4 protein-coding genes and 2 pseudogenes are annotated in these 23,175 nt (G+C 43.2%); 4 read left to right on the top strand and 2 right to left on the bottom strand.

The genetic code is table 11. From position 1 onward, the window contains the following. Window positions 1-187: 187 nt before the first annotated feature. Window positions 188-10,864, top strand: coding sequence for an MARTX multifunctional-autoprocessing repeats-in-toxin holotoxin RtxA (gene rtxA, locus B0X70_RS16455; RefSeq protein ID WP_217469843.1), 10,677 nt, complete (start codon window positions 188-190; stop codon window positions 10,862-10,864). A 256-nt stretch (window positions 10,865-11,120) separates the two neighbouring features. On the opposite strand, the gene B0X70_RS16450 is transcribed toward rtxA, so the two are convergent. Beyond that, complete coding sequence (locus B0X70_RS16450) at window positions 11,121-12,677, bottom strand: Fic family protein (RefSeq protein WP_217469842.1); 1,557 nt, start codon at window positions 12,675-12,677, stop codon at window positions 11,121-11,123. Between the two features lie 501 nt (window positions 12,678-13,178). Between B0X70_RS16450 and B0X70_RS16445 the strand changes: the two genes are divergently transcribed. After that, window positions 13,179-14,195 (top strand): formamidase, encoded by a 1,017-nt coding sequence (locus B0X70_RS16445; protein WP_046394637.1) that lies wholly within the window; start codon window positions 13,179-13,181, stop codon window positions 14,193-14,195. Window positions 14,196-14,727: 532 nt separating this feature from the next. Beyond that, window positions 14,728-21,867, top strand: a complete 7,140-nt coding sequence (locus tag B0X70_RS16440) for a Tc toxin subunit A-related protein (protein ID WP_217469841.1) — start codon at window positions 14,728-14,730, stop codon at window positions 21,865-21,867. Between the two features lie 163 nt (window positions 21,868-22,030). Here the strand turns inward: B0X70_RS16440 and B0X70_RS16435 are convergent. Further along, window positions 22,031-22,284 (bottom strand): annotated as a pseudogene (locus tag B0X70_RS16435) (type II toxin-antitoxin system prevent-host-death family antitoxin). 193 nt (window positions 22,285-22,477) lie between these two features. Here B0X70_RS16435 and B0X70_RS16430 point away from each other — a divergent pair. Further along, a pseudogene (locus B0X70_RS16430) lies at window positions 22,478-22,735 on the top strand (antitoxin Xre/MbcA/ParS toxin-binding domain-containing protein); the annotation flags it as partial. Between the last annotated feature and the right edge of the window lie 440 nt (window positions 22,736-23,175).

Genomic DNA, 23,175 nt, shown 5'->3' with positions numbered 1-23,175 from the left:
AGATACATAAACTCAGGATTCATCTGAGTTTAATTTTTTATTTATTTTGAATTACTTTATTAATAAGTTTTTATTAGGTAAAAAATGGCTGGAGAATTTATGTAAAATTCCTTTAATATCAATAAACACCAATGTGTTATTTCTTTATTCCGCTAAACTGTAATGAAAATAATCTAAAGGATTTCTTATGGGTAAATCATCAAATCGTGGTACGCAATACTTTTTCACCGGGAAGTATCTTGCTGATGACGATAATAATAATATTAATGCTATTGGATTTGGTGGTCATATTTATGCGCATGGCGGGGATGATCATATCACCCTCGGTTCGATTGCGGCGAAGGTGTATACCGATGTTGGGCATGATACGGTGGTCGGTGGTGCTGCCTATCTAGAAATAGAGGATTCTAAGGGTGATCTGTCTGTCAAAGGTGGTACCGGTTATGCACATATTAATAAGCATGGTGATGGTAGCATTGCATTTTCTGGCGCTGCCGGGAGTATTGCTGTAGAGCACTCAGGTAACTATGGTAACTTGAATTTTTCTGGTGCGGCGGCTTATAACAGTTTGAACCGTAAAGGCTTGATGGGTGATGTTGATTTTACCGGTGTGGGGGGGTACAACAAATTATGGCATGAAACCAATCAGGGTAATTTGTATTTTGCCGGAGCTGGTGCGAATAATAAAATCGACCGTACCTGGTTGAAACGTTATCAGGGTTCTCAAGGTAATGTAACGTTTAATGGCGCAGGGGCGGCAAATCGTGTCAGTTCGCGGGTAGAGCGTGGTGATATTACGTTTACCGGTATAGGTGCTAATAATCACATCATACGTAAGGGTAAAGAAGGGAATATTATCTTACATGGCGCAGGTGCATCAAACCGAATTGAACGTTTGCGTCAACGTCAGGATCAATACCCGCAAACCCGTGGCGATATTATTTTCTCGGGCGTTGGTGGTTACAATAAGATTTATTCTGATGTTGCTCATGGCAATATCAATTTTTCTGGTGTGGGTGCTTACAATGAAATCACCAGATCAAGTACCCATGATATTTATCATGGTGAAGCAATTGGTGGGGTATTGGAATATGCCAAGGCCGAAGAGGTTGTATTAACAACCGCGATGATGGGAGGAAGTTTTCTTCGGGAACCTCAGCAAGTGACGGGTATTAAATCCACAACAGAGTTAAATACTTATCTCTTTGCATATACCGATAATCGGTATACTCATATTAGCAAAATTCAACTTCTAAATGATCCTGTCACCGGTAAGCTCAATTATTACCCTACGTCTTGGTATAAAATAGGTAATCATCTTAAGGATCTCGCGTCGCAAAATATCTATTCATCTAATGGGTTTATCGATATAAATGTTAATAATGCTTATCGTCTTTTCAATTTAGTGGTTGAATATCAGAAACTCATCACTGTTCATAGCGTAGAAGAAAACTTACTGGAGAATGAGTGGGTAACTTATATTGTTGGGGCGGACGTTAAGGCAGAAGATATTACTCTCTCTGATGCGAAAATGGGGGGGCATTTTGTCTTTTCTAATCGCCAGAAAGTGGATGTTTCCGCAGTGAAGTGGAACCGTCAACCGAATACTTATGTGTATGCCAAATATATAGAATCGTATACCAAAGTGGTGCAGGTTGAATTAGCAAATGATTCTGAAACAGATTCACTGAAATATCTGACCAGAGCGTGGTACAAAGCGGGTGATCATACCGGTGATTTGCCTAATGAAGATTTTTCTTTGGCAAATGGTTACCGCCCCATAGAAGCTGGTGGTTGTACTCTCAGCCAACTCCAATATCAGTTCGATACGATATACAGTACCTCTGAGCAATTAGGACATACGGAAGAATTTGATAAACAGAATATCGGTGAGAGTTCGGGGGACGTTAATTTTAACGGTGCGGGTGGTGGAAACGTTATTCAATCCAGTGTTACGCGCGGCAATATCAATTTTGTCGGCGCAGGGGCTGCTAACGTCATTGTAAGAGGTGGAGAAGAGGGAGATCTGTCATTTCATGGGGGAGGTTTAGCAAACGTTATTGTTCACCAAAGTCGGCGTGGAAGCATGAATGTTAACGCTGGCGGCGCGGCTAACCTACTCGTGCGGATCGGTAATGGTCGATATCTGGCCCATCTTCTGGCGGTTGGCAATATTTCGATCCACAAAGGTAATGGCGAAAGCCGGGTTACTATGTTGGGTGGCTACAACACCCATACCCAAATAGGTAATGGCAGAGCGAATTGGTCCGCAACGGGTGGTTTTAATGTCATGACCCAGGCAGGTCACGGGGATGTGTATTCCGTACTTTTCGGCGGCGCTAATGTATTGACTAAGCTTGGTGCTGGTGATCTGGTATCCGGTATGTTCGGTGGCGCGAATATTATCACCCACATTAGCGATGAGACTAGAACGTCAGATACCACGGTTATTGCGTTGGGCGGCGCCAATGTTCTGACCAAGAAAGGGGCGGGTAATGCACTAACGCTGATGGGGGGAGGCGCCAACGTATTGACGCACATTGGTGACGGCAACACAACAGGGGTGATGCTAGGCGGCGCTAATATCCTGACCAAAGTCGGCAACGGTGATCTGGTTGGCATCATGTTTGGTATAGGTAACTTGCTTACCCAGGTTGGTGACGGTCAAACATTGGGGGTGATGGGGGCTGCCGGCAACATTTTTACTAAGGTCGGCGGTGGGGACGCGCTTGCTGTCATGATGGGGAAAGGCAATCTTTTTACTCATGTTGGCAACGATGATGTTTGGGGACTGATGGGCGGGATGGCTAATGTCTTGACTAAAGTGGGAGATGGTAATGCATTAGCTTTGATGGTTGCCTCCGGTAATGCGTTTACCCACATTGGTGACGGGAGAAGTGTCGCCTTGATGCTGGCGAAAGGCAATATCGCGACTAAAGTGGGTAACGGCATAACCTTGGCCGCGATGATAGGTGATGCGAATGTGATGACTCACATCGGTGATGGCAATACCTTTGCCACCCAGATCGGCAGTGCCAATGTGTTGACCAAGGTTGGTAATAATCTGACAACCGTCTTGATGATGGGTAAAGCTAATATCTATTCCCATGTGGGTAATGGCCCCAGTATTGGTTTGTTTTCCGGTGAACTGAACGCGATGACTAAAGTCGGTGATGGTACAACGTTGGCTGTCATGTCAGGTAAAGCCAATATCATGACTCATTCTGGTAATGGCTTAACCGGTGCGTTAGCGTTGGGGGAAAAGAATATTGTCACCAAAATCGGTGATGATTTTATGGGGGGTATTGCCGCAAAGAAAGCAAACGTTATCACTCATGTGGGCAACGGGATAACCGCTGGCGTACTGCTTGGCGAAGGCAATATTCTGACTAAAGTGGGGGAAGGGACGACTGTTGGCTTACTGGTGTCGGATGTGGGGAATGTGATGACCCATGTTGGTCATGGTACAACCGTGGGATTCGCTAAAGGCAAAGCCAATATCATGACTAAAATGGGGAACGGCACCGGTATTAACGCGGTTTGGGGGGAGGACAATGTTCTAACCCAAGTGGGTGATGGTGATCGTTATAACTTCGCGAAAGGTAAAGTGAACATCGTGACCAAAGTGGGGGATGGACAAGAAGTGACGGTTGTCCAGGGGGAAGCCAATATTATCACTCATGTTGGTCACGGTAATGATTACACCGGCGCTTGGGGGGCAGCGAATGTCATCACTAAAGTAGGTGCCGGGCGTAATGTTCTCCTTGCCAAAGGTGAGGCCAACATTGCGATTCAGGTGGGTAACGGTGACAGTTTTAATGCCCTGTGGAGTGACAGAAATATTGTCACCAAAGTGGGTGATGGCATTCAGGTTACCGTGGCAAAAGGCAAAGCAAATATCACGACTACGGTGGGCAAGGGGTTAAGTGTCACAGCGGCTCATGGCGACCTTAATATCAGTACAAAAGTGGGTGAGGGGATTTCGGTTAATCTGGCGTGGGGCAACGGTAATATCGAGACTAAAGTTGGGGATGGCCTCAATGTTGCAGTCATGAAAGGCGAAAGCAATGCCAATATTCATCTTGGCGATGGTCTGACCGTCAATGCCGCTTACGCCCGTAATAACGTGGCGATTAAAGTGGGTAATGGGGATTTTTACAGCCTGGCGGTCAGTAACCTTGAAACTGATAAACTTTCCCTCTTTTTTGACAATATCAAACAGACTGCATTAGGTGTGGGGGGCAGTCAGGCAATTAGCTATTTGGTTCGCGGTGATGAAGCGAATACCTCCGGCATACTTAAAAGTCGTAGTGCAATTAATGTAGCGGAAATTTCTGCCATTAATGGTTTTGACATGGAGCAGGTCGAACAAATAGGTTCAGGCTTAAATCACCAGCTTAGTGGTTCTGTGTCAGATATCGCGATGCCTGATATTGACTCGGTTGAAGGCACGTTGAATCGGAGAATCAAATCGGTATCAAGTCGGGATGGAGATCTGATCATCAACGGTGATTTTGAACAAGGTGATCAAGGTTGGCAGTCAACTAAGGGGATTGAGGCTTACAGTCCAGCGAGCGCTTATGGTTTTGATAATGCCGGACATGGCGAGCGGATCACTGAACTTGACGCTGAAGTTAACACCACCCTCTATCAAGATCTACAAAACCTGTATCAGGGAGAAGTGGTTGTATTGAGCTTCGATTTTACCGCGCGCCCAAAAATTTCCGCGGATAATGGTATGGACGTTTTCTGGAACGGTGAACGGGTATTCTCCGCGTCTGGTGAGCGAGCGGCATGGCAAAACAAGACGTTGAGGCTAATGGCAAAAGAGGGGAGTAACCGAATCGAATTTAAAGGTATCGGCCAGAATGATGGGGTAGGTTACCTTCTGGATAACGTTATTGTGAAATCCGAAGAATCATTGATTATCAATGGTGATTTTGAACAAGATGATCAAGGTTGGCAATCAACTCATGATATTGAGGCATATCAATCGGCAAGTGCCTATGGTTTTGATGATGTAGAACATGGAACACGGGTCAGTGAACTTGATGTTGAAACTAACACCACGATTTATCAGGACCTGCAAAATTTATACGCAGGGGAAGTGATTTTACTGAGTTTTGATTTTGCCAATCGCCATAATGCCCTTTTCGCCGACAATGGCATGGAGGTTTTCTGGAATAGTGAACGGGTATTCTCAACATCTGGAGATGTCACGGAATGGCAAAACGAAACGCTGCAATTAACAGCGAAAGCGGGCAGTAATCGAATTGAGTTTAAAGGGACAGGCTTGAATGATGGTATAGGCTATCTGCTGGATAATGTTGTGGCGAAATCTGGGGGGATATTACCAACCGAGGCCATTCCTGAATATGTAAAACAAGATAAAGCGGCGCAAAATGCGTTAAACGATAAAGCAAAAGCGGAAAAAAATCGCCTGCTGCTGGAACAGGAAAAAGATAAACAGCTGGCAGTAGTGACAAAATTACAATCTCAATTGGAATCAACAGATCAGAATGCGCTGAATACTCAGGGGCAGGAGCAGAGCAGTGCGGTGAAAGAGGAGGCGCAGTCGGTAACGGATGAATTGATTGCCATGACTCAAGGTTTGGATCAGCTTGATAGTGATGTAAACCATCATCTGCCATCAGGTGAACAGTGGCGTAATCGTTTTTCCGGTGGGTTGCTAAACCGCGTTCAGGATAAATTAAATGCAGTAAATTCTGCTACTCAACGGCAGTTTGGTGATGTACAGAAAATCATCGTCGCTAACCAACAAGAAGTCGAAAAAGCGGTTGCCAAGTCAGAAGCCGGAGCGGCAAAAAGTGAACAGCATCGTGTCGCTGTAAGTCAAGATGTGATGGATGCGCAAACAGATACAGCGCGGAGAAAAGAAGAGGCGCTTTCGCAGCAACAGTTGGCCGAAAAAGTGAAAAATAACGCTAATACTGTTTATCAGCGTGCTGAGAGTCGTGGCAAACGTGACATTGTTGAGGCTGAAAATAAAGTCACTCAGGTGCAAGCTGATGCTAAAGGCGCGAAGCAGAGTGATCATGCTAAGCCAGAACGTCAGGGGGCAGAGGGCAGTGGTTTGTCAGGAGAGGCTTATAAGCCAAAGCGTAATATAGAAATCGGCAGCCAGATTAATCCCGAAGCGGTTGTCTATGCGGATGGCCGGTTTAGTCAAGGGTTAGGGAAGGGAGAACAGCAAGGGCTGAATCGTATTGAACAAGCGGTTAACTATTTACAGGATAAGATCGGATTACAGGATAAGATCGAGCTACAGGACAATATCGGGCGCCAATATTCGGTGAAGGCTCCCGATGTCACGACGACGGGTCACTCTTCCGGGCAAAATCATGATGTTGTCAAAGGCGATATACTGCAAAAAATTGATAACAAGATCTTTGATTTAAAAGCACATGGAAAAGAGTTGGAAGCTTATTCATTTCATTTTAGCCAGGATAGCCATTTTCTGGAAAAACTGCGGGGAATTATTCCAGAAATTGGCAGTGTACTCCTGACTCATGGCGATAAGGTTGAGTCAAAAGAGTTCCTTAAGGGATTGTGTTTCGCTTTGTCGGCCCGCTATTTGATTGAAGAGCGGGTACAGGGTTTAGGGGGCGGCAAAGCTTATATGATGTGGTTGAAAGATGCGGTTAAAGCTTACAACGATAAATCAGTTAATAAGAAAACCGATATCAATGCGATTGAAACGGCTTTGCTCAACCAATATCGTCGGCAAAATATTGGCCCGGCGATTGAAGATCTATTATCAATGCAGTACAGCCAGTCGATGGATAGCTCTACCGTTGCTGCGCGTCGAAAAGCCAATGCCGCTTATGGTGGTAAGTTAAAAGCTAATGGATTGACAGGACCGAACATCAATAACGCGTTGAATTATGAGGCTGAAGGCTATGAAGCGATCATGGATAAGCTGCGTAATGTAAGAAAGTCGACTTATATGACATTTATGTCTGAAGAACATGCCATGTCCGTTGTGGTACACAAAGAGCGTGCTCAGACAGTTTGGTCGTTCTATGATCCTAACTTTGGCGCCAAATCGTTTGCTAATTATGATGATTTCCGCCGTTTTATGGATGATTTCCATAAAGGATACCTGACGCATTATCACTTTCAGGTGAGCGAGCGACCGGATCAGAGCTTCTATGTTCAATTCAATCAGTTTGAAGAAGGTCTCATTACCAAATATGACGGTATCTGGCAAAAGGCGCGTGATGGTGAACAGAGCTATGTACTACGTGCATTAAAAGAACAAGGTAAAGTTTTTACTTTGAGTTCAGGGGTTACTGGGCGTGTAGTTGATTACCGTGAAGGTCATGTAACGTTAGAAGTGGCAACTAAACAAAGCAAGAAAGTGTTGGTTGAAGTTGAAGGTAACAACTTTAAGCAAGTAGCCAGCTTTGTGCAGTTGAATATCAGTAGGGTATTAACTTATTCGGCGGTAAGTAAATTGACATTTAAAACGTCGGTTGATAAGGAAGCGTCGCTTCCTGCATTAGAAAGATTGTCATCAAATGACGTTATTAAAAACAAAAATGCCGATTCTTGGGAACGCGTGACTGTCACACCTCAAACTGATGGCCGCGAAACGCGTTTTAATGGTCAGATTATTATTCAGATGGAAAATGATCCGGTCGTTGCCAAAGCTGCGGCTAATCTTGCGGGTAAACACCCCGATTCCAGTGTGATTGTTCAGCTTGATGCTGATGGCGAATATCGCGTTGTCTATGGAGATCCTGCTCAATTATCGGGCAATTTACGTTGGCAGATTGTGGGCCACGGCCGTGATGAATCAGAACAGAATAACAGTCGTTTGAGTGGTTACTGTGCCGATGAGCTGGCAGTAAAACTAAAACAGTTTAGCCAGCATTTTGGTCAGACGAGTAAACCGAGTCACATCAGTATCGTCGGTTGTGCGTTGATAAGTGATGATAAGCGAGATGGCTTTGCCCGCCGTTTTATCACGGCATTAGATAAGCAGGGTATCCGTAGTGATGTTTCCGCTCGTCGTAGTGAAGTTGCAGTTGATGCAACCGGCCATAAATTTACACGTGACAAAAATAACCAATGGGTGAATAACCTGCCTGATAACAAAATCATATTCAGGTGGGATGAACAGGGTGAATTGAAAATCAGTACAGAAAGAGTTTTGCACGGTATTGCTGAAAGTGAAATCAACCTCTCTCACGTGGGGGTAGCTAACTTAGATGAATCAATCAAAGGGGCGATTGCGAATAATTCGCATATTTTTACTACACCGGAGAAGCGTCGGGCCAGGATTAATACTCATTCAGGTAGTACATCGAATACTCATCACTGGGAATATTCCGGCAATATTCAAGTTAAAGTGGGAGAGGGGGAATTTACCGCGATCAACTGGGGAACTTCGAACGTGGGCATCAAAGTGGGTGTTGGTGGTTTTAAATCACTGGCCTTTGGTGACAATAACCTGATGGTTCATCTCGGTGATGGTGATAGTAAACACAGTTTCAATATCGGTGGCTATCAGGCGCTTGAAGGGGCGCAAATGTTTATCGGCAATCGTAATGTGAGTTTCAACATGGGTCGCAGTAACGATCTGATTGTGATGATGGATAAATCCATTCCGGTACCGCCACTGGTTAATCCGTTTGATGGCGCTGCCCATATTGCTGGTGTACTGCAAGGTATTGCGCGTTTTGATGAAGGACAAATGTGGTTAGTCTCTAGAGATGAACAGTGGACATTAGCTGGCGCGAAGAAATTTATCCAGGATATGTCTGGTTTAGATCAAACTAGCAGCGTGGATTATCACACCCTGATAGATCTAGATTCTCGCAATGAACGTAGCAGCCGAGCACTGAAAGACGATATCGAATTAACACTGAATAAGAGATATAACGAGTGGTTAAGTAGCAGTGGTAACCATGCTGACATCGGCAATATGAGTCGAGCAGAACGATTCCGTTTGGCTAATGAAAAACTGGCGTTCAACTTTGCGGTGGGTGGTCAGGGCTCGGATATTCAGGTGACAACAGGTAGCTGGAACTTGATGTTTGGCGACAATATCCAGTCAATTCTGGATACCAACTTGGGTTCATTGTTTGGTCTGATGACGCAGCAGGTTACGGCAACAGGTTTGACGAAGACGACTTTCACCTATAATCCGCACGACTTACCACGTCAGCTTAAGAACAGACTGCTTGGTCGGTTGTCGGGGGTTGGCGCGGAGACAACCTTTGCCGATATCTTTGGCGTAGATTACACCGAGGGGGGACGTATTGTCTCTCGCACGGGTGAGCCGGTTGATGGTGCCGCTATTCTGCAAGAGATGATTAATATCATTGGGGAATTTAGTGGTGAACAACTGAAAGCTTTTGCTGACCCGGATAAATGGCTTGATGATTTGCGAGCTGGCATCAGTATGGGTGCGGAGGGGGTGAAATCATTTGTGGAAAGTCACGGCTTAAAAAAGAGAGAAGTTGAGGAAAAAAGCCAGGTTTCGACAGGTAATCACAATATTGAAAAGGCGCAAATCAACTTATCAACAACAGACAATCGCACCCCGGAACGGGCATTTGGTTTTAATGCGTTAAACGTGCCTAACCTGTTTGCGACGATATTCAGTAAAGATAAGCAAACAGAAATGACATCATTAGTCACCCATCTGAAAGAGAATCTAACGGCAGATTTACTTAATATGGAAGAGAAAACGTTGGATTTTCTGCGTCACAGTGGTCATTTGCAAGGAGATGGCGATATTCACGTGTCGTTGGGCAACAGTAACTTTAACTGGGGTGGTGACGGTAAAGATCTTGGTGCTTATCTGGGAGATAACAATAACTTCTGGGGCGGTCGTGGTGATGACATTTTCTATGCAATGGGGATATCCAATATCTATACCGCAGGTGAAGGTAGCGATCTCGGTATCTTGATGGGGCGAGAAAATATGATGTTTGGTGGTATGGGTAATGATACTGCGGTGATGGCCGGGCGCATTAACCATTTATTTATGGGAGAGGGCAATGACCAAGCGTTCGTCTTTGGTGAAGCCGGTTTTATTGACGCAGGCAGCGGGCAGGATTACGTAATAACCTCGGGTAATGATAATCGGGTGGATGTTGGGGAAGATCAGGACTATGCGGTAATCATCGGCAATAACAACCAGATTAACCTAGGTAAAGGCGATGATTCGGCCAGAGTGTTTGGCAACAACAACTGGATTGATGGTAACGTTGGTGACGATGTGATTAAGCTGATGGGCTATCACGCGGTGTTTGATGGTGGAGAAGGTGATGATCGCCTGATAGCCACGGCTATTTCGAAATTTAGTCAGTTTAATGGCGGTGAAGGGCAGGATTTACTGGTGTTAGGCGGGTATCGAAATCGCTTCCGGGGAGGTACCGGCGTGGATAGCTTTGTGGTCAGCGGGGAGGTGATTGATACATTGGTTAATGATATCAGCGCAGAAGATGTGATCCTGTTTAATGGTGATATTGATTGGCAAAACTTGTGGTTCCAGCGCAGTGGGTATGATTTGGTGCTGTCAGTGGATCGTCAAACTCAGGACACTACCGCTCAGGGGATCTTTGAATCGGTAGGTTCGGTCACCTTTAATGATTACTTTAATGGCAATCGCGCTAAGTTGGTGATACAGATGGGCAATGAGGATGCGTCAGGTGAGCGTGAATTTACGGCGCTATCAGAGAATGCGGTGGATTCCTTGATTCAGGCCATGAGTAGTTTCTCCCCGACAGTGGGTGATAATGGTTTTATTGAAAGCCTGGAGAGTCAAACGAAAGCGGCTATAACAATGGCGTGGGTAGATACCACAATGGGTAAGGGGAAGTTTGCCTGATTAATTAAGCAGTCATATAGCGTTGTTATAGAAATAAAAATGGCTCACAGAAAGATGGGCCATTTTTTTGAATTTTTATTTAGAGACTATTTTTGAGTTTTATTTGTTAATGATCTTATTAATTCTTCGTCACTGTTTTAATATTAAATTTAGGGTTTTGTTATTAAATGGAATAGATCACAAATAAGGTTGGAAGATTTGCTGGTTTCTAAGGGGCCTGTCCGCCCCGATTTTAGGATTCAGGTTAATATTCACTTCATATTGAGATATTGTGTTCTACTTCTTGCATAGATTGCCTTATGAACTCCGCAAATGGCTTTACATTTTTTCCTACCGAGGCTGATTCTAGCGCTGATAGATACTGAGTTCTATTTTTGAGTTTAATCACTGTCCAAGGGTATCCTCCGATTACCAGCAAGAAATTCATTAAGAATCTGGCGGTGCGGCCATTACCATCGGGAAACGGATGAATGTAACCCAGAAAAAGATGTCCCAAGATAGCCTTTACCACAAAGTACTTCTCATTAGCGATCAACTCTTTCAGTGCTTCCATACAGTCCATCAATTGCTCGCTGGAGGGCGGTACATGCATTGAAGTGCGGATATAGATTGGTCCTTTGCGAAATCCCGCCAAATCCAGTCTGTTGATAATTCCGGCATCTACACAGGGATTGAACAGCGCAGTGAACCAGTCAGTCAAGCCAACGTCGATCAAATAGTGGATATCCAAGCCTTCTTTATCTTCATGTGCCTCACGCAGTAGCTCTTTCACCTTGTTGAAGGCATCGTAATAGCCTCTGGCAGCCATTGCATCCTTCTGCTCCTTGTCCCTTTGGATGGTATCCGGCGACCAGCCACCTTTAGACAGACGCTCGATTAATTCTGGCGTAACCTTGTAACCCTCGATGGATAGTGAGTTGTAGGCATCGCTTATGTAGAGGCTGCTCATCATGGCGTGTGTTTTTTCGATTGAGCGCTCAAAGAAGTCAAAAGGTGGTGGAAAGTCATTAAATACCTCGACGACTTCTTGTCTCATCTCCTGCCACAAGAGCCTCACACGAACTGCGCTTGGGGATTCTCCCCGACTACTGCCTACTATCATCGGAATATGGTCAAATGGGTTAACCTGCTTAATACCTTCAAAACCGGCTCCTTCCATGATGGTTTGTAGTTTACGGCTTTCGGCTCTCATCTTTAGCTGCTGATAGGCGCCAATTAATCTGTTTCCTGAGGCAACATTCTTGGTTGTCAGTACTGCTTCTGAAAGCAGACTCAGATCAGCATTCCTGAGCGCTAGCTGAATGCTTATAGGGTTGGCTCTGAAAGTTTGTGGGCCAGTTTCAACGAGTGCGCTTTCTAACGAATGAACATTTATACCGTTTACTCTGACAGTCTTACAGGGAACCCTTCCCTTGATGATCACCATACTCATGTTGTTAGGTAGGTTAAGTGTGCGAGGCGTCGTGTCTGAGGTGTAGACAATTATCTGGTTTGGTAAGGCATTGTTTGCTGTATGTAAATCAAGAGAGGATTCGGGACTTAGCCAGTAATCATCTCCGAAGATACTTTCGACGTACTGCCCAACGAAAGACCAGATGGATTCATACCAAAGTACTGAATCACCCGCTTTTTCAGTCGTGAGATCTGCATCCAGGAGATACCATCCCCTGATGATTTGCTTGAAATAGCCTTTATTGACCAGAAGTGTGCGTTGTTTATCAGTGATTGACTTAGAACTCAACACGTTGCCCACGGCCGCATCGCTTGCAGCTCTCAGCGCTTCTGCCAACCTTTCGTTTCCAGTTTTTGCCATGTCTTTCTTCCAGCAGATGTTCAAGTATTAGCTAATACGGGAATACAATATTAGCTATTACGATATTGAATTACTAGCTTTTACGAGCTTGTATTATTAGCTATTACGCACTTGCATTATTAGCTGTTACACTCAAATGCAGTGAATCTGAGTCCTACTAACTGATTGTTGATGGTCAATATGAGGTAAAGGCCAAACAGATTGTTGGGGATTTTTTATAACTCCTTAGATCGCTCGAACCGGATTGAGTTCCTTCAAAGTGTTTGACTTTTGCAAAGTCATTTAGGACAAATTAACCCTAATATTAATAAAGGTATTGTTTACTACAAAGTTATTAATTTTTTTATTTAATGTTACAGATCGCATTTTTGTGAATAAAAGAGACGCTATTATGCATTAGTGAAATCGCTTAACGACGGGTAAAGATAATGCTCTCTTTGTCTGCATAACGATGAAACTTGTCATTCAATTCTAATAATTACTATTCATTCAGAGGTCTTTATGGGCAGTACCGGAAGTGTCAGTGCGTGGGACGAAGCGTTATTAATTGCCGCTATTCAATATCCTGTTCCTATTATTAAGGGGCCTGAAGATATTCAGGTTCAAGTGCGGCAGATTTGTAAAACAATCGATTCAACTAAAGCCGGTTATCCTGACTTGGATTTTATTGTATTTCCTGAATATTCCGCTCAGGGATTAAATACCAAGATCTGGACTTACGATGAAATGTTGTTATCGCTGGACAGTCCAGAAGTGGATTGTTTTCGCCAGGCTTGTATCCGCAATGATATTTGGGGCGTGTTTTCAGTCATGGAACGTAATGAAGATCCGTCTCAGCCACCTTATAACTCTGCAATTATTATTAACAATAATGGTGAGATTGCATTGCATTACCGAAAATTGCAGCCTTGGGTGCCGATTGAGCCTTGGATGCCGGGTAATTTGGGCATGCCGGTTTGTGAAGGGCCTAAAGGTACAAAGCTGGCGGTGTGTATTTGTCATGATGGTATGTTTCCTGAGTTAGCGCGCGAAGCAGCCTATAAAGGTTGTAACGTTTTTATTCGTATTTCTGGTTATTCTACCCAAGTCAACGACCAATGGATATGGACTAATCGCACTAATGCCTGGCAGAACTTAATGTATACCGTATCGGTTAATCTGGCAGGCTATGATGAGGTTTTTTATTATTTCGGTGAAGGTACGATTTGTAATTATGACGGTAACGTTATCCAGCAAGGTCAGCGTAATCCGTGGGAAATTGTTACCGCTGAACTGTTCCCGCGTCTGGCGGATAAGGCTCGTGAGAATTGGGCGCTTGAGAACAGTATTTTTAATCTCGGTTGCCGAGGTTATGTTGGTAAACCTGGCGGAGAGAGAGCTAATTATTTGACTTGGGTGCGCGATTTGGCAAACGGTGAATATAAATTGCCTTGGGATGAAAACATCCGTATTCGTGATGGCTGGAAATATTACCCAGAAGGTGTGAAATTGGGGCCATTACCGAAAATTGATAAGTAAACTGAGAGGCTAATAATATGGCAACCACAGGAGTGCTGCGATGCGGCTATTCTTTCCATCCTATGTCAACTTAAAGCGTAGTGGAAAAGTGGTGAATCTGGCATTCTTCTGGTATGAAAGGTATTGTGTGAAATTTTAATTATTTTTTTTGAAATTGAAAATAGTATAAATATTTTATTGGATAACTATTGTAGCAAGGTGATTTTTTTATTATCTTTTAATTAATTCCATTGTGTTTATTAATTGGTTGCATTACTAGTTTAGTATTAATTTATTGAATGAATTAATCATCTATATGATGATTGAGAATGGTTTTAATTTTTGTGTAAATTGGATATATAAAATCTAAATTTAATTTAATTGAGATATATAGGGTGAATTGAAATGATTTTTTAAAAACGATTAAAGCAGAAATATATTTTAGGCTGGATGATTCACCGTGATAGGCCATAGTGTAATTCTATTCATCAAACATCTAAGCATCATGATGTTTGATGAATATTCCTATTTTCTATTGAAAAGGTAATTACTTATGGCAAATAAAATAGAATCACGAATTAGCTATAAAACGCTATTTAACGATAACCAAGATCTCTATTGTTTTCCCGGTTTACCTGAAGCCAACGATGGCCCTTTGGCTTATTTGGTCGATCTGTATCAACAATCCTGCTTGTTTGAAGAAGATGCGGATAAGAAGAGTGCCCGGCTTCTTAGCCAACGACGGCCAGATATTGAAAAATTACTGCTTGATGGCGCAAATCTCAATCAAACCAGTCAATCATTACCCCTTGTTGTTGAAATTCTTGCCGAAAAAATCAAAACATATCTTAATAACGACCAACCTTTGACGGGTTCACTGGCCGATATTTATTACCCACTTTCGTTGCCATTTCATTTTCCACTCCAGCAAACGATAACCGTACTGGCCGAAAAGCAGATCTCATTACTGGATCTTATTCAACAAGCCGACAGAAAATACCCCAATTTTATAGATGACAACCTGAGCGTGGATTCGCTGCAAACGGCCATGATGGTTAGCAGTACTTTGGCGCCAAAACTGCAAGCTTTGCTGTTGGAAAAATCAAAAAAAGACCAAAAAGATTTCTTCGATAACTACTACGGTCTCAAAGGCGATGCAGCGGAGGCGGCGCTCTCTTTGTCTCGCCTCACGGTGTTTACTCAACAAACCGGGCTAAGTTCCCAAGAAGCTGAACGCCTGTTTGCCGTTAATGGCATATCAAAAGAGGAAGAAGACGAGATATACAGTACCGTCACTTATTCCGCGAATGTCATCAAACCCGACAATGTGGATAAACGGTTTCCTTCCGGTGCTAACTATGCCGCTTCCTATATCAATGCGGGTCAAGCTCCCGCTCTCTATCTGGAAAAATTCGAGAATAAAGACACCGCTAAAAGCGTAATCCTAATCTCAGACGTCAGTACTGATAACTTTGACCGTATCCAACGTTTCCTGCATCTACAAAAAGCACTGAAACTCTCTTATGAGCAACTGGATCTGTTACTGGCAACCGCACGACAGGCAGAAAAACAGACTGGTTTTGTTATCACAGAAGCAACTATCCGTACATTGGGCGTCTTTCTGCATTTCCGGCAAGAGTACAATACGACCGCAGAACAGTTTGCTGCCTTTATCGGTCAGATAACGCCTTATGCGCTCGGCAATCAACTCTCCTTCTTTGACAGGATTTTCAATGCCCAAGGGCTGTCAAAACAGGCATCCTCTTCCTCTGTGCTTGTGCTGGATAATCGTGAATTTGACCCGATGATGACCGAAGGCCCAGACGCTTTAGTCGTTAATCAGCTATGTAAAGGACTGAATATTGATGATGAAACATGCCAAATTCTGCTAACGCTCGTGATGTATGTTCAGGGGCTGAAGAAACCCCAGTGTTCACTGAATGTCGTTTCCGCCCTGTATCGCTTGGTAGCATTGCCTCGTCAGTTACGCATGTCAGTTAAAGAGGGTTTGGGGCTACTCGTCATATTGAGCCGTGATAATAACAATTATCTGCAACAGCTAGCGGGTGTTCCAACATTGGCGCAAGATGCCAAGGCCATTGATATCCTTGATGTACTTATCGCGGTCATGAATGCGGCACAGTGGATTCAGCGCCATAATTTATCTCCCCTGTCGCTGAACACGTTACTCACCCCTTATCGAACTGACGGCAATGAGACTGTTGATATTGAAAATATTGATTGGATTAACAAAGTCAGAACTGTCATCCCCGATGCTAGCGATGCGCTGCTGAGCGAAGATAAAATTGCCGCTGTTATGCAAGACTTTCAGGCGAAGAAGACGCCGATCCAGTGGATGAATGAGCTTAATCAACTGATAGGAGAATTAGGTGTTGTTTTGGTTCAAGTCGTTTCAAACGATGATCAAAAAGCCTTAAGCGGCAAAGTCAGCGAAATTCTTAAAAAATTAGCGCAAGATGATAAATGGCAACAACAAGGGGATACCTGGACACAAAAGTTAACGACCTTGATAGGCAACGCCTTTATTGCCCAACAGGATCTGATAATTAATGCTATCGCCCATGTCTTTGATATTGAGGATTCACTTGCGCTGCCACTATTGCGATGGACGGGAAATAGCAACGTTAACTTTTTGAGGAAGACCATTGTATTGGCTCGTCGTTCCGGTTCTCAACAACAAACAGAGCAAGCGCTGACTACATGGTACGATCTCAACCGTTATGCTGAGATTTGCAAGCTATTCAAGCTGAAAGATACAAGCGTTATAGCATTAGTGAATTACCCTGCTTGGTTCAATCTCCAGAAAGATAACCAACTTCGCCCCCTTGATTTGACTTTCCTCCATCGCCTGAGCCGTTATAGTGATTGGCTGAATTTGTTACCCGCCAATAAAACGGAAGTTGATGTAATCTACTATCTGTATCAAGTCGGTCAAATTGGGCAACAACCGTCTGACGCCACGGTTTGGAGTGCTGAACAAGCAGCCAAAAATCTGGCCGAATTAATTGGCTGGTCAAGTCAAGAAATTCTGAGAATAACCAGCGATTTTAACCTGAAAGTGGCACAGAATGTCGTTGACGTTAGTACCGTCATGCGTCTAAAAGCACTAGCCGAAAAGAGTGAAATATCTGCCCAGCCATTACTGGATATCGCCAAATTGACCACAACATCCAGCTATGATCATTGGTATCAAGTCAGCAGCGCCTTATTTGCCGCCACCTCTTCCGAAGTACAATCCAAGCTAGGCGGTTCACTCAATGAACGTTGGCGCGATGCAATGGCTGAATATCTGCTACGGCGCTGGGCGCCTTCCAGCGATGCTTCATCGGATATCACGACCGTTGAAGATCTTTCAAACTATTTCCTGACCGATATATTGGTGGCTAAAGAAGTCGATACCAGTAGAGTGGCTTTTTGCATTGCCAGCTTACAACGCTATCTGTTTCGTCTCTTTTCCCGGATGGAAACCGGCTATGAGGGACAAATCATCAGTGATGAACGAACCCAGTTCTGGGAGAACTTTCTGAATCAATATAACCGTTGGCAAGCTTGGCAAAGGCAAAGAAACTTCCCGGAAAACTTTATCTCCCCCGCCAGCAGGCTGCGTAAAACCAGCGCCTTTACCACGCTGGAAAACGATTTGGGTCAATCACGTTTGAACAACAATATGATTCAAACAGCCATTCTGCGTTATCTGGCCGAATTTGAACGGATCAGCAATCTGCAATTGATGTGCGGCTATATCGACGGTACTGACCCCAAAAACGATCGCTATCACTTTATCGGTAAAAGTAATGCCGAACCTATAGAGTATTACTGGCGCACACTGGATATTAAGCTGCGTGATAACACCGATGTCATTAGCCCACTGGCGTGGAGTGAATGGGAAAAAATCACGCTGTCTTTATCCGGGACCATGCTGGCAATGCGGCCAATCGTGATTTCTGGCCGCCAATATGCAATCTGGGTTGAGCGTGAAGCAACGCCATTGATGGGTGTAGATCAGAAACCCACCGATTATCGCGCTATCAATGTGAAATTTACCTTCAAACAAAGCAGTGGTGAATGGAGCGCGCCCAATCTATTACTCCGCTTGGATGGTAAAGATGCCAACGGTGAATATCCGACAAAAGATAATAAGCGCGTTCCCGATGGAGATAACCCTTACTTGAAGGATGAAAAATATAAACCTGGGTTGATCGCTATGGTGGATGTACAACTACAAGTGGACGGAGACCAATGGATGGGGGTTTTATTGTACGACTCCGAAAATAAAGACAGCGGCAAATGGGAGAAAAACAAAGATTATTACTTTGAATTGCGTGATTTATTATTGGTGGATAAGAAGTCCTTGACTCAGGAGAATGAAAAAACACTTGTTACGATGTGGTATAAGTTTTTCAGCAATCCAGACACATTACAACATCACTATGCAGGTACCGCGAAGTTTCTCACCATAAAAGAAGCCGAGGAGGAAACGAAGAATAGTTATGATGGTATTAAACCGCATAAATCTTCTTTTTTGCAATTAGAGGGCAAAGTAGGAAGTGGCGGGACCAATCTTCTGCTAACTGGCAGAAACACATTGGTTAAACGCTATCAGTTAGCATCATCAAGCCCTAACAAGTTCCCCTCCAAAGAACTTTTTTGGGGAATCAATACTAAGAACATTCAAATGCAAGTCGAAATTCCTGCCAGTGATACGGCAATAAAAACGTTTAATTTTGAGTGGGCCAGAGGAGATGCGCCAACGGATGTTTTTATTATCAGCTATGATGAAACACAACTTTTCAAGTTATTACCTTCTGAATGGAAAGATAATAAAATTACCAAAAGCCACGATTTTTCATGGATCAGTAGTGCTGCGTTTCAGGCCAGTACACAATGGAATCTCAGTGATAAAAACCTGTCCCTCTCCATTGAGGGAGAGAATATTTCCTTACGTAAAGAGATATACAAGATCCAAGATGGTTGGGAATATTTATCATCTGAGCTGATCTTCAAAACATATCCACAAGGTGAACAATACGCCAACCAAAAATTACCACTAGATGGTCATGCGGTAATACAAGATATCATTTTTAATCTTAAGCCAAATATCAATACTTATTCTTTTAGTTTAACCGCAAAATTAATTGAGCCAGGAAATAAACCACAAATTGTTGAGAATATATATGAACTTACTATCGAAGAAAGTGATAAAATTCCTGCCATTACGTTGAAAAGAAATACAAAGCAAGTTCAATATCTGGATATAATCAACCTGAAATTCAAATCCACCGCCATTAGATTGAACACATTATTTGGCAAACAACTGGTCGCACGGGCTACGCAATCCATTGACAAGGTACTGGCTTGGGAAACACAATCCTTGCTGGAGCCTGCGTTGGATAACGAAACTTCACCGACAAAAGTCGATTTTAATGGCGCTAACGGGCAATATTTCTGGGAACTGTTTTTCCATCTTCCTTTCCTAATCTCTTCCCGACTTTGTGAAGAGCAGCGTTTTTATGATGCACGCCGATGGTTTATCAATCACCTGTTTAACCCTTATAACAACATTCGAATGTGGAATTCCCGCTCCATTGTCGAAAATGGCAATGATCTTCCTCCAACAATGAGAGCGGCCGATCCTGATACTATTGCCTACAGCCAGCCCGTCTATTATCAGAAAGCTCTGTTCCATTTCTTAATCAGTTTGTGGATACAAGAAGGCGATAACCTCTACAGACAGCTAACCAGAGATAGCTTGAATGAGGCTGGTTTATGTTATCAACAGGCTTTGCAATTGCTCGGCATATTACCGGAGGGTTTAGATGCCAGTCATTGGCGCCCGGAGACCTTGGAAAAGGTCAAAGCAAAATTGAAACCCAAGGTACGTGCGGCTGAAAATTTATTTAAATCCCCGTTCAATGAAAAACTGATTGAATTTCAAAAAACGTTGAACACTCGGCTCTATAACTTGCGTCATGGCCTAACACTGGATGGCAAAGTACAACCGTTGCCACTTTATGCTAGTGCCGCGAGTGCAGAGAGCTTGACGCAAAGAAACGCAGGCTATCTCACCAGCGGGCTGAACAATATGCAGCAGCAGATCCCCCCTTATCGCTTCCCATTGATGTTAAAAAGCGCAAATAGCGCGGTAAAACAATTAATTGAAATGGGACATCGGTTACTTCATATCATGGAAACTGAAGTTGATGCCGAAAAGGACGTGCTGGTACAATCGCAAGCGCTCCGGTTATCTGCTTTTACAGTGGAACTGCAACAACAAGCCTTGCAACTTGCGCAAATGGGGAAAGCCACACTAGAAGTCAGCAAAAAAATGGCAGAGGAGCGCTACCAACATTATCACGCGCTATATGAAGAAAATCTTTCTGCTTTGGAGATAGCAGCCCTCGGCGTGAAAGTGGCATCAGGAATATACAAAATGTCGGCCGCTCCTTTCCTTGTCGCCAGCGCGGTACTGGAAACCATACCCAATATTTATGGTCTGGCAGTTGGGGGAGCAAAGCTCGAAGCGTCTGTCAAAAACGCAGCTATCGTTGCCGACCTTTTTTCTGATGCATTAGGCAATGTTGCTGACAGGTTGCAAGACGGAGCAGAATATCAACGCCGTCGCCAGGAATGGGAAATTGAGTACAAACAAGCCCAAAGTGAAATCAATATCATTGAGATGCAATTAAAAGAGCAGGAATTGCTCATCAAAAGCTCTCAAACCGCCCTGCAAGAAGCTCAGGCGCAACAATCCGCTGCCCGTGATCTGTATGAGTTTATAACATCCGGCTTTCTGGTTGTCCCAACCTATAAGTGGCTGATGGGGCGTCTCGCAGCACTGTATGCGCCAGCCTATGACGCCGCCCTTTCCATGTGTTTGATGGCGGAAAGAAGCTGGCGGTATGAAGTCGGGGATTATCAGCGGCAAGGTTTTATCAAAACCTCGGCGTGGAATGATTCTTACCAGGGTTTGCTGGCAGGGGAATCTTTGCAGCTTGATCTATTACAAATGGAAAGCGCTTGGTTACAACGCAATGAACGCCGTTTGAATATCAATAAAACCATCTCGCTCAGTAAATTGCTGTCAGACAATGGGTTAAAAACTCAAATCATTAATAAAAAGGCGGTGAGTTTTACGCTGGATTCTAAATTATTCGACACGAATTATCCCGGACATTATCTACGCCAGGTTAAGCGCATTTCCGTTTCGATATTACTAAACATATCCAGTCCTTACCCTGCGTTACCGACGGAGATTAGCGCCACCCTGACACAAACCAGCAGTTATACTTTAACCAATACCGATATTGATGGGGTAACCTGGCTTTATAACCCAGCCAGAAATAGCGGAAGCGATAAAAATATTGTGAAGAATCTGCGTGCTCAACAGCAAATTGCCCTCTCTTCTTTAAATGAAAAAGATGATGGTGGTGTCGCTAAAGAGAACTGGTTATGCACCCTGATGTTTGATGATGATCGCTATCTGCCTTTCGAAGGAACAGGCGCCGTTTCAACCTGGACATTGGAATTCCCCGATCAGTCTGTGATTGATGTCTTGGTTCCCAACCTCTACACATCGCAGTTGAAAGATATTCAGATTCATCTCCACTACACTGCGTTAGATGGTGGTAAACCGTTTGCCACAGCAGTAAAAGGTAAAATGAATCATGGATAAATCGGCGCCTGAGAGAGTGAATTATATGATGGTCGAGTATCAATAGCTTACTGGATAAGATCGGATTGTTGATAACGTACCGTTTTATCCAAAACCTCGTTAACAGTCAGAGCCGGGAGTTTTCCCGGCTCTGTACTGAACATCAATAAGTTGAGCTGGTTCATCAGCTTAAATCCAATTCCTTGTCCTTCCCTTTGTTGGTTCTTAATTGAGAGATAGATTCCATAAGGCGATTCGCGTTGGTTGGCGATCTCATCAAATAAGCTGTTTCTTGCAAAGATTCGAAATCAGTTAATGACATAAGTACGCGATTTTCGCCATTTTCACGAGTGATAATCACTGGGCTACAATCGTTCACAGCATTTATCATCGTTTTAGAAAGATTTTTTTTGCTTCTGAGTAAGTTAACTCTTTCATTTATCCTACCTATGCCAAGAAATAACCTGAAAAATACAACGAAACACCCATTGATCGTACAACATACTGTACGATTGTTTCTATATCTTGCAAGCTTCCAAGTTCGTAATTTGTGGTATCTGAGCTATAGCGGTCATTATTATCAGATTAACTAAGGTGTCATATGTACAACTTTGACAAATACAAATATAAAGAGCGAAACGTTGCCTGCCGAAAAAATGCAGGTTGTGTTCTTTCTGCCGAAGAGAGTGAGCGTGTTGCACGATTGATTCGTGTGTTTGATGCCGCAGTACAACTTTTTGGCGGAAATAAGAATGAAGCATGGACATGGTTAAAAAGTCCTGTGAAAGGGCTTGGTGGAGTTACTCCAATATCTCTTATTGCAACTGAAAGTGGCGCACTTGAAGTGTTAGACCTTATCGAACGTCTGGAGCATGGAGTATTCTCATGATTTTTCTATAGAATTAAGAAAAATCATTCTCCTTCTTTAATCTCTTTTTTCTAGATTAATGCCCAGTCAAATGTGAACTGGGCATTTTTTAACGTCATGGTAGGTGGCAGGTTTACATTAAATAGAATCTATATTAATTATTTCAAATTGTTATTATATTAATAATATATTATATGTATGTAATTAATGTTATTCGTAAAAATATATTTTTGGTATTTTAATAAAGAAAAAATAAATAATTGATCATAATTAGTGAAACGTTATATCTTATGTGAAAGAAAGAGGTTTTCTGGGTTAAATATTGTTTTTTAATTTTGGCTTTTTTATTTGAAAGTATTTGTCTATACATCAGTTTAGGTATTTTTTGGTTTTAAAGTTTTATGGTGCGTTTTTTATGAATAAATTGTCTTTTGAGTAAAACTATGTATAAAGGATTTGTA

The sequence above is a fragment of the Photorhabdus akhurstii genome (genome assembly GCF_019090985.1).
GTDB classification, from domain to species: domain Bacteria; phylum Pseudomonadota; class Gammaproteobacteria; order Enterobacterales; family Enterobacteriaceae; genus Photorhabdus; species Photorhabdus akhurstii.
This window is presented reverse-complemented; position numbering and strand designations above follow the sequence as displayed.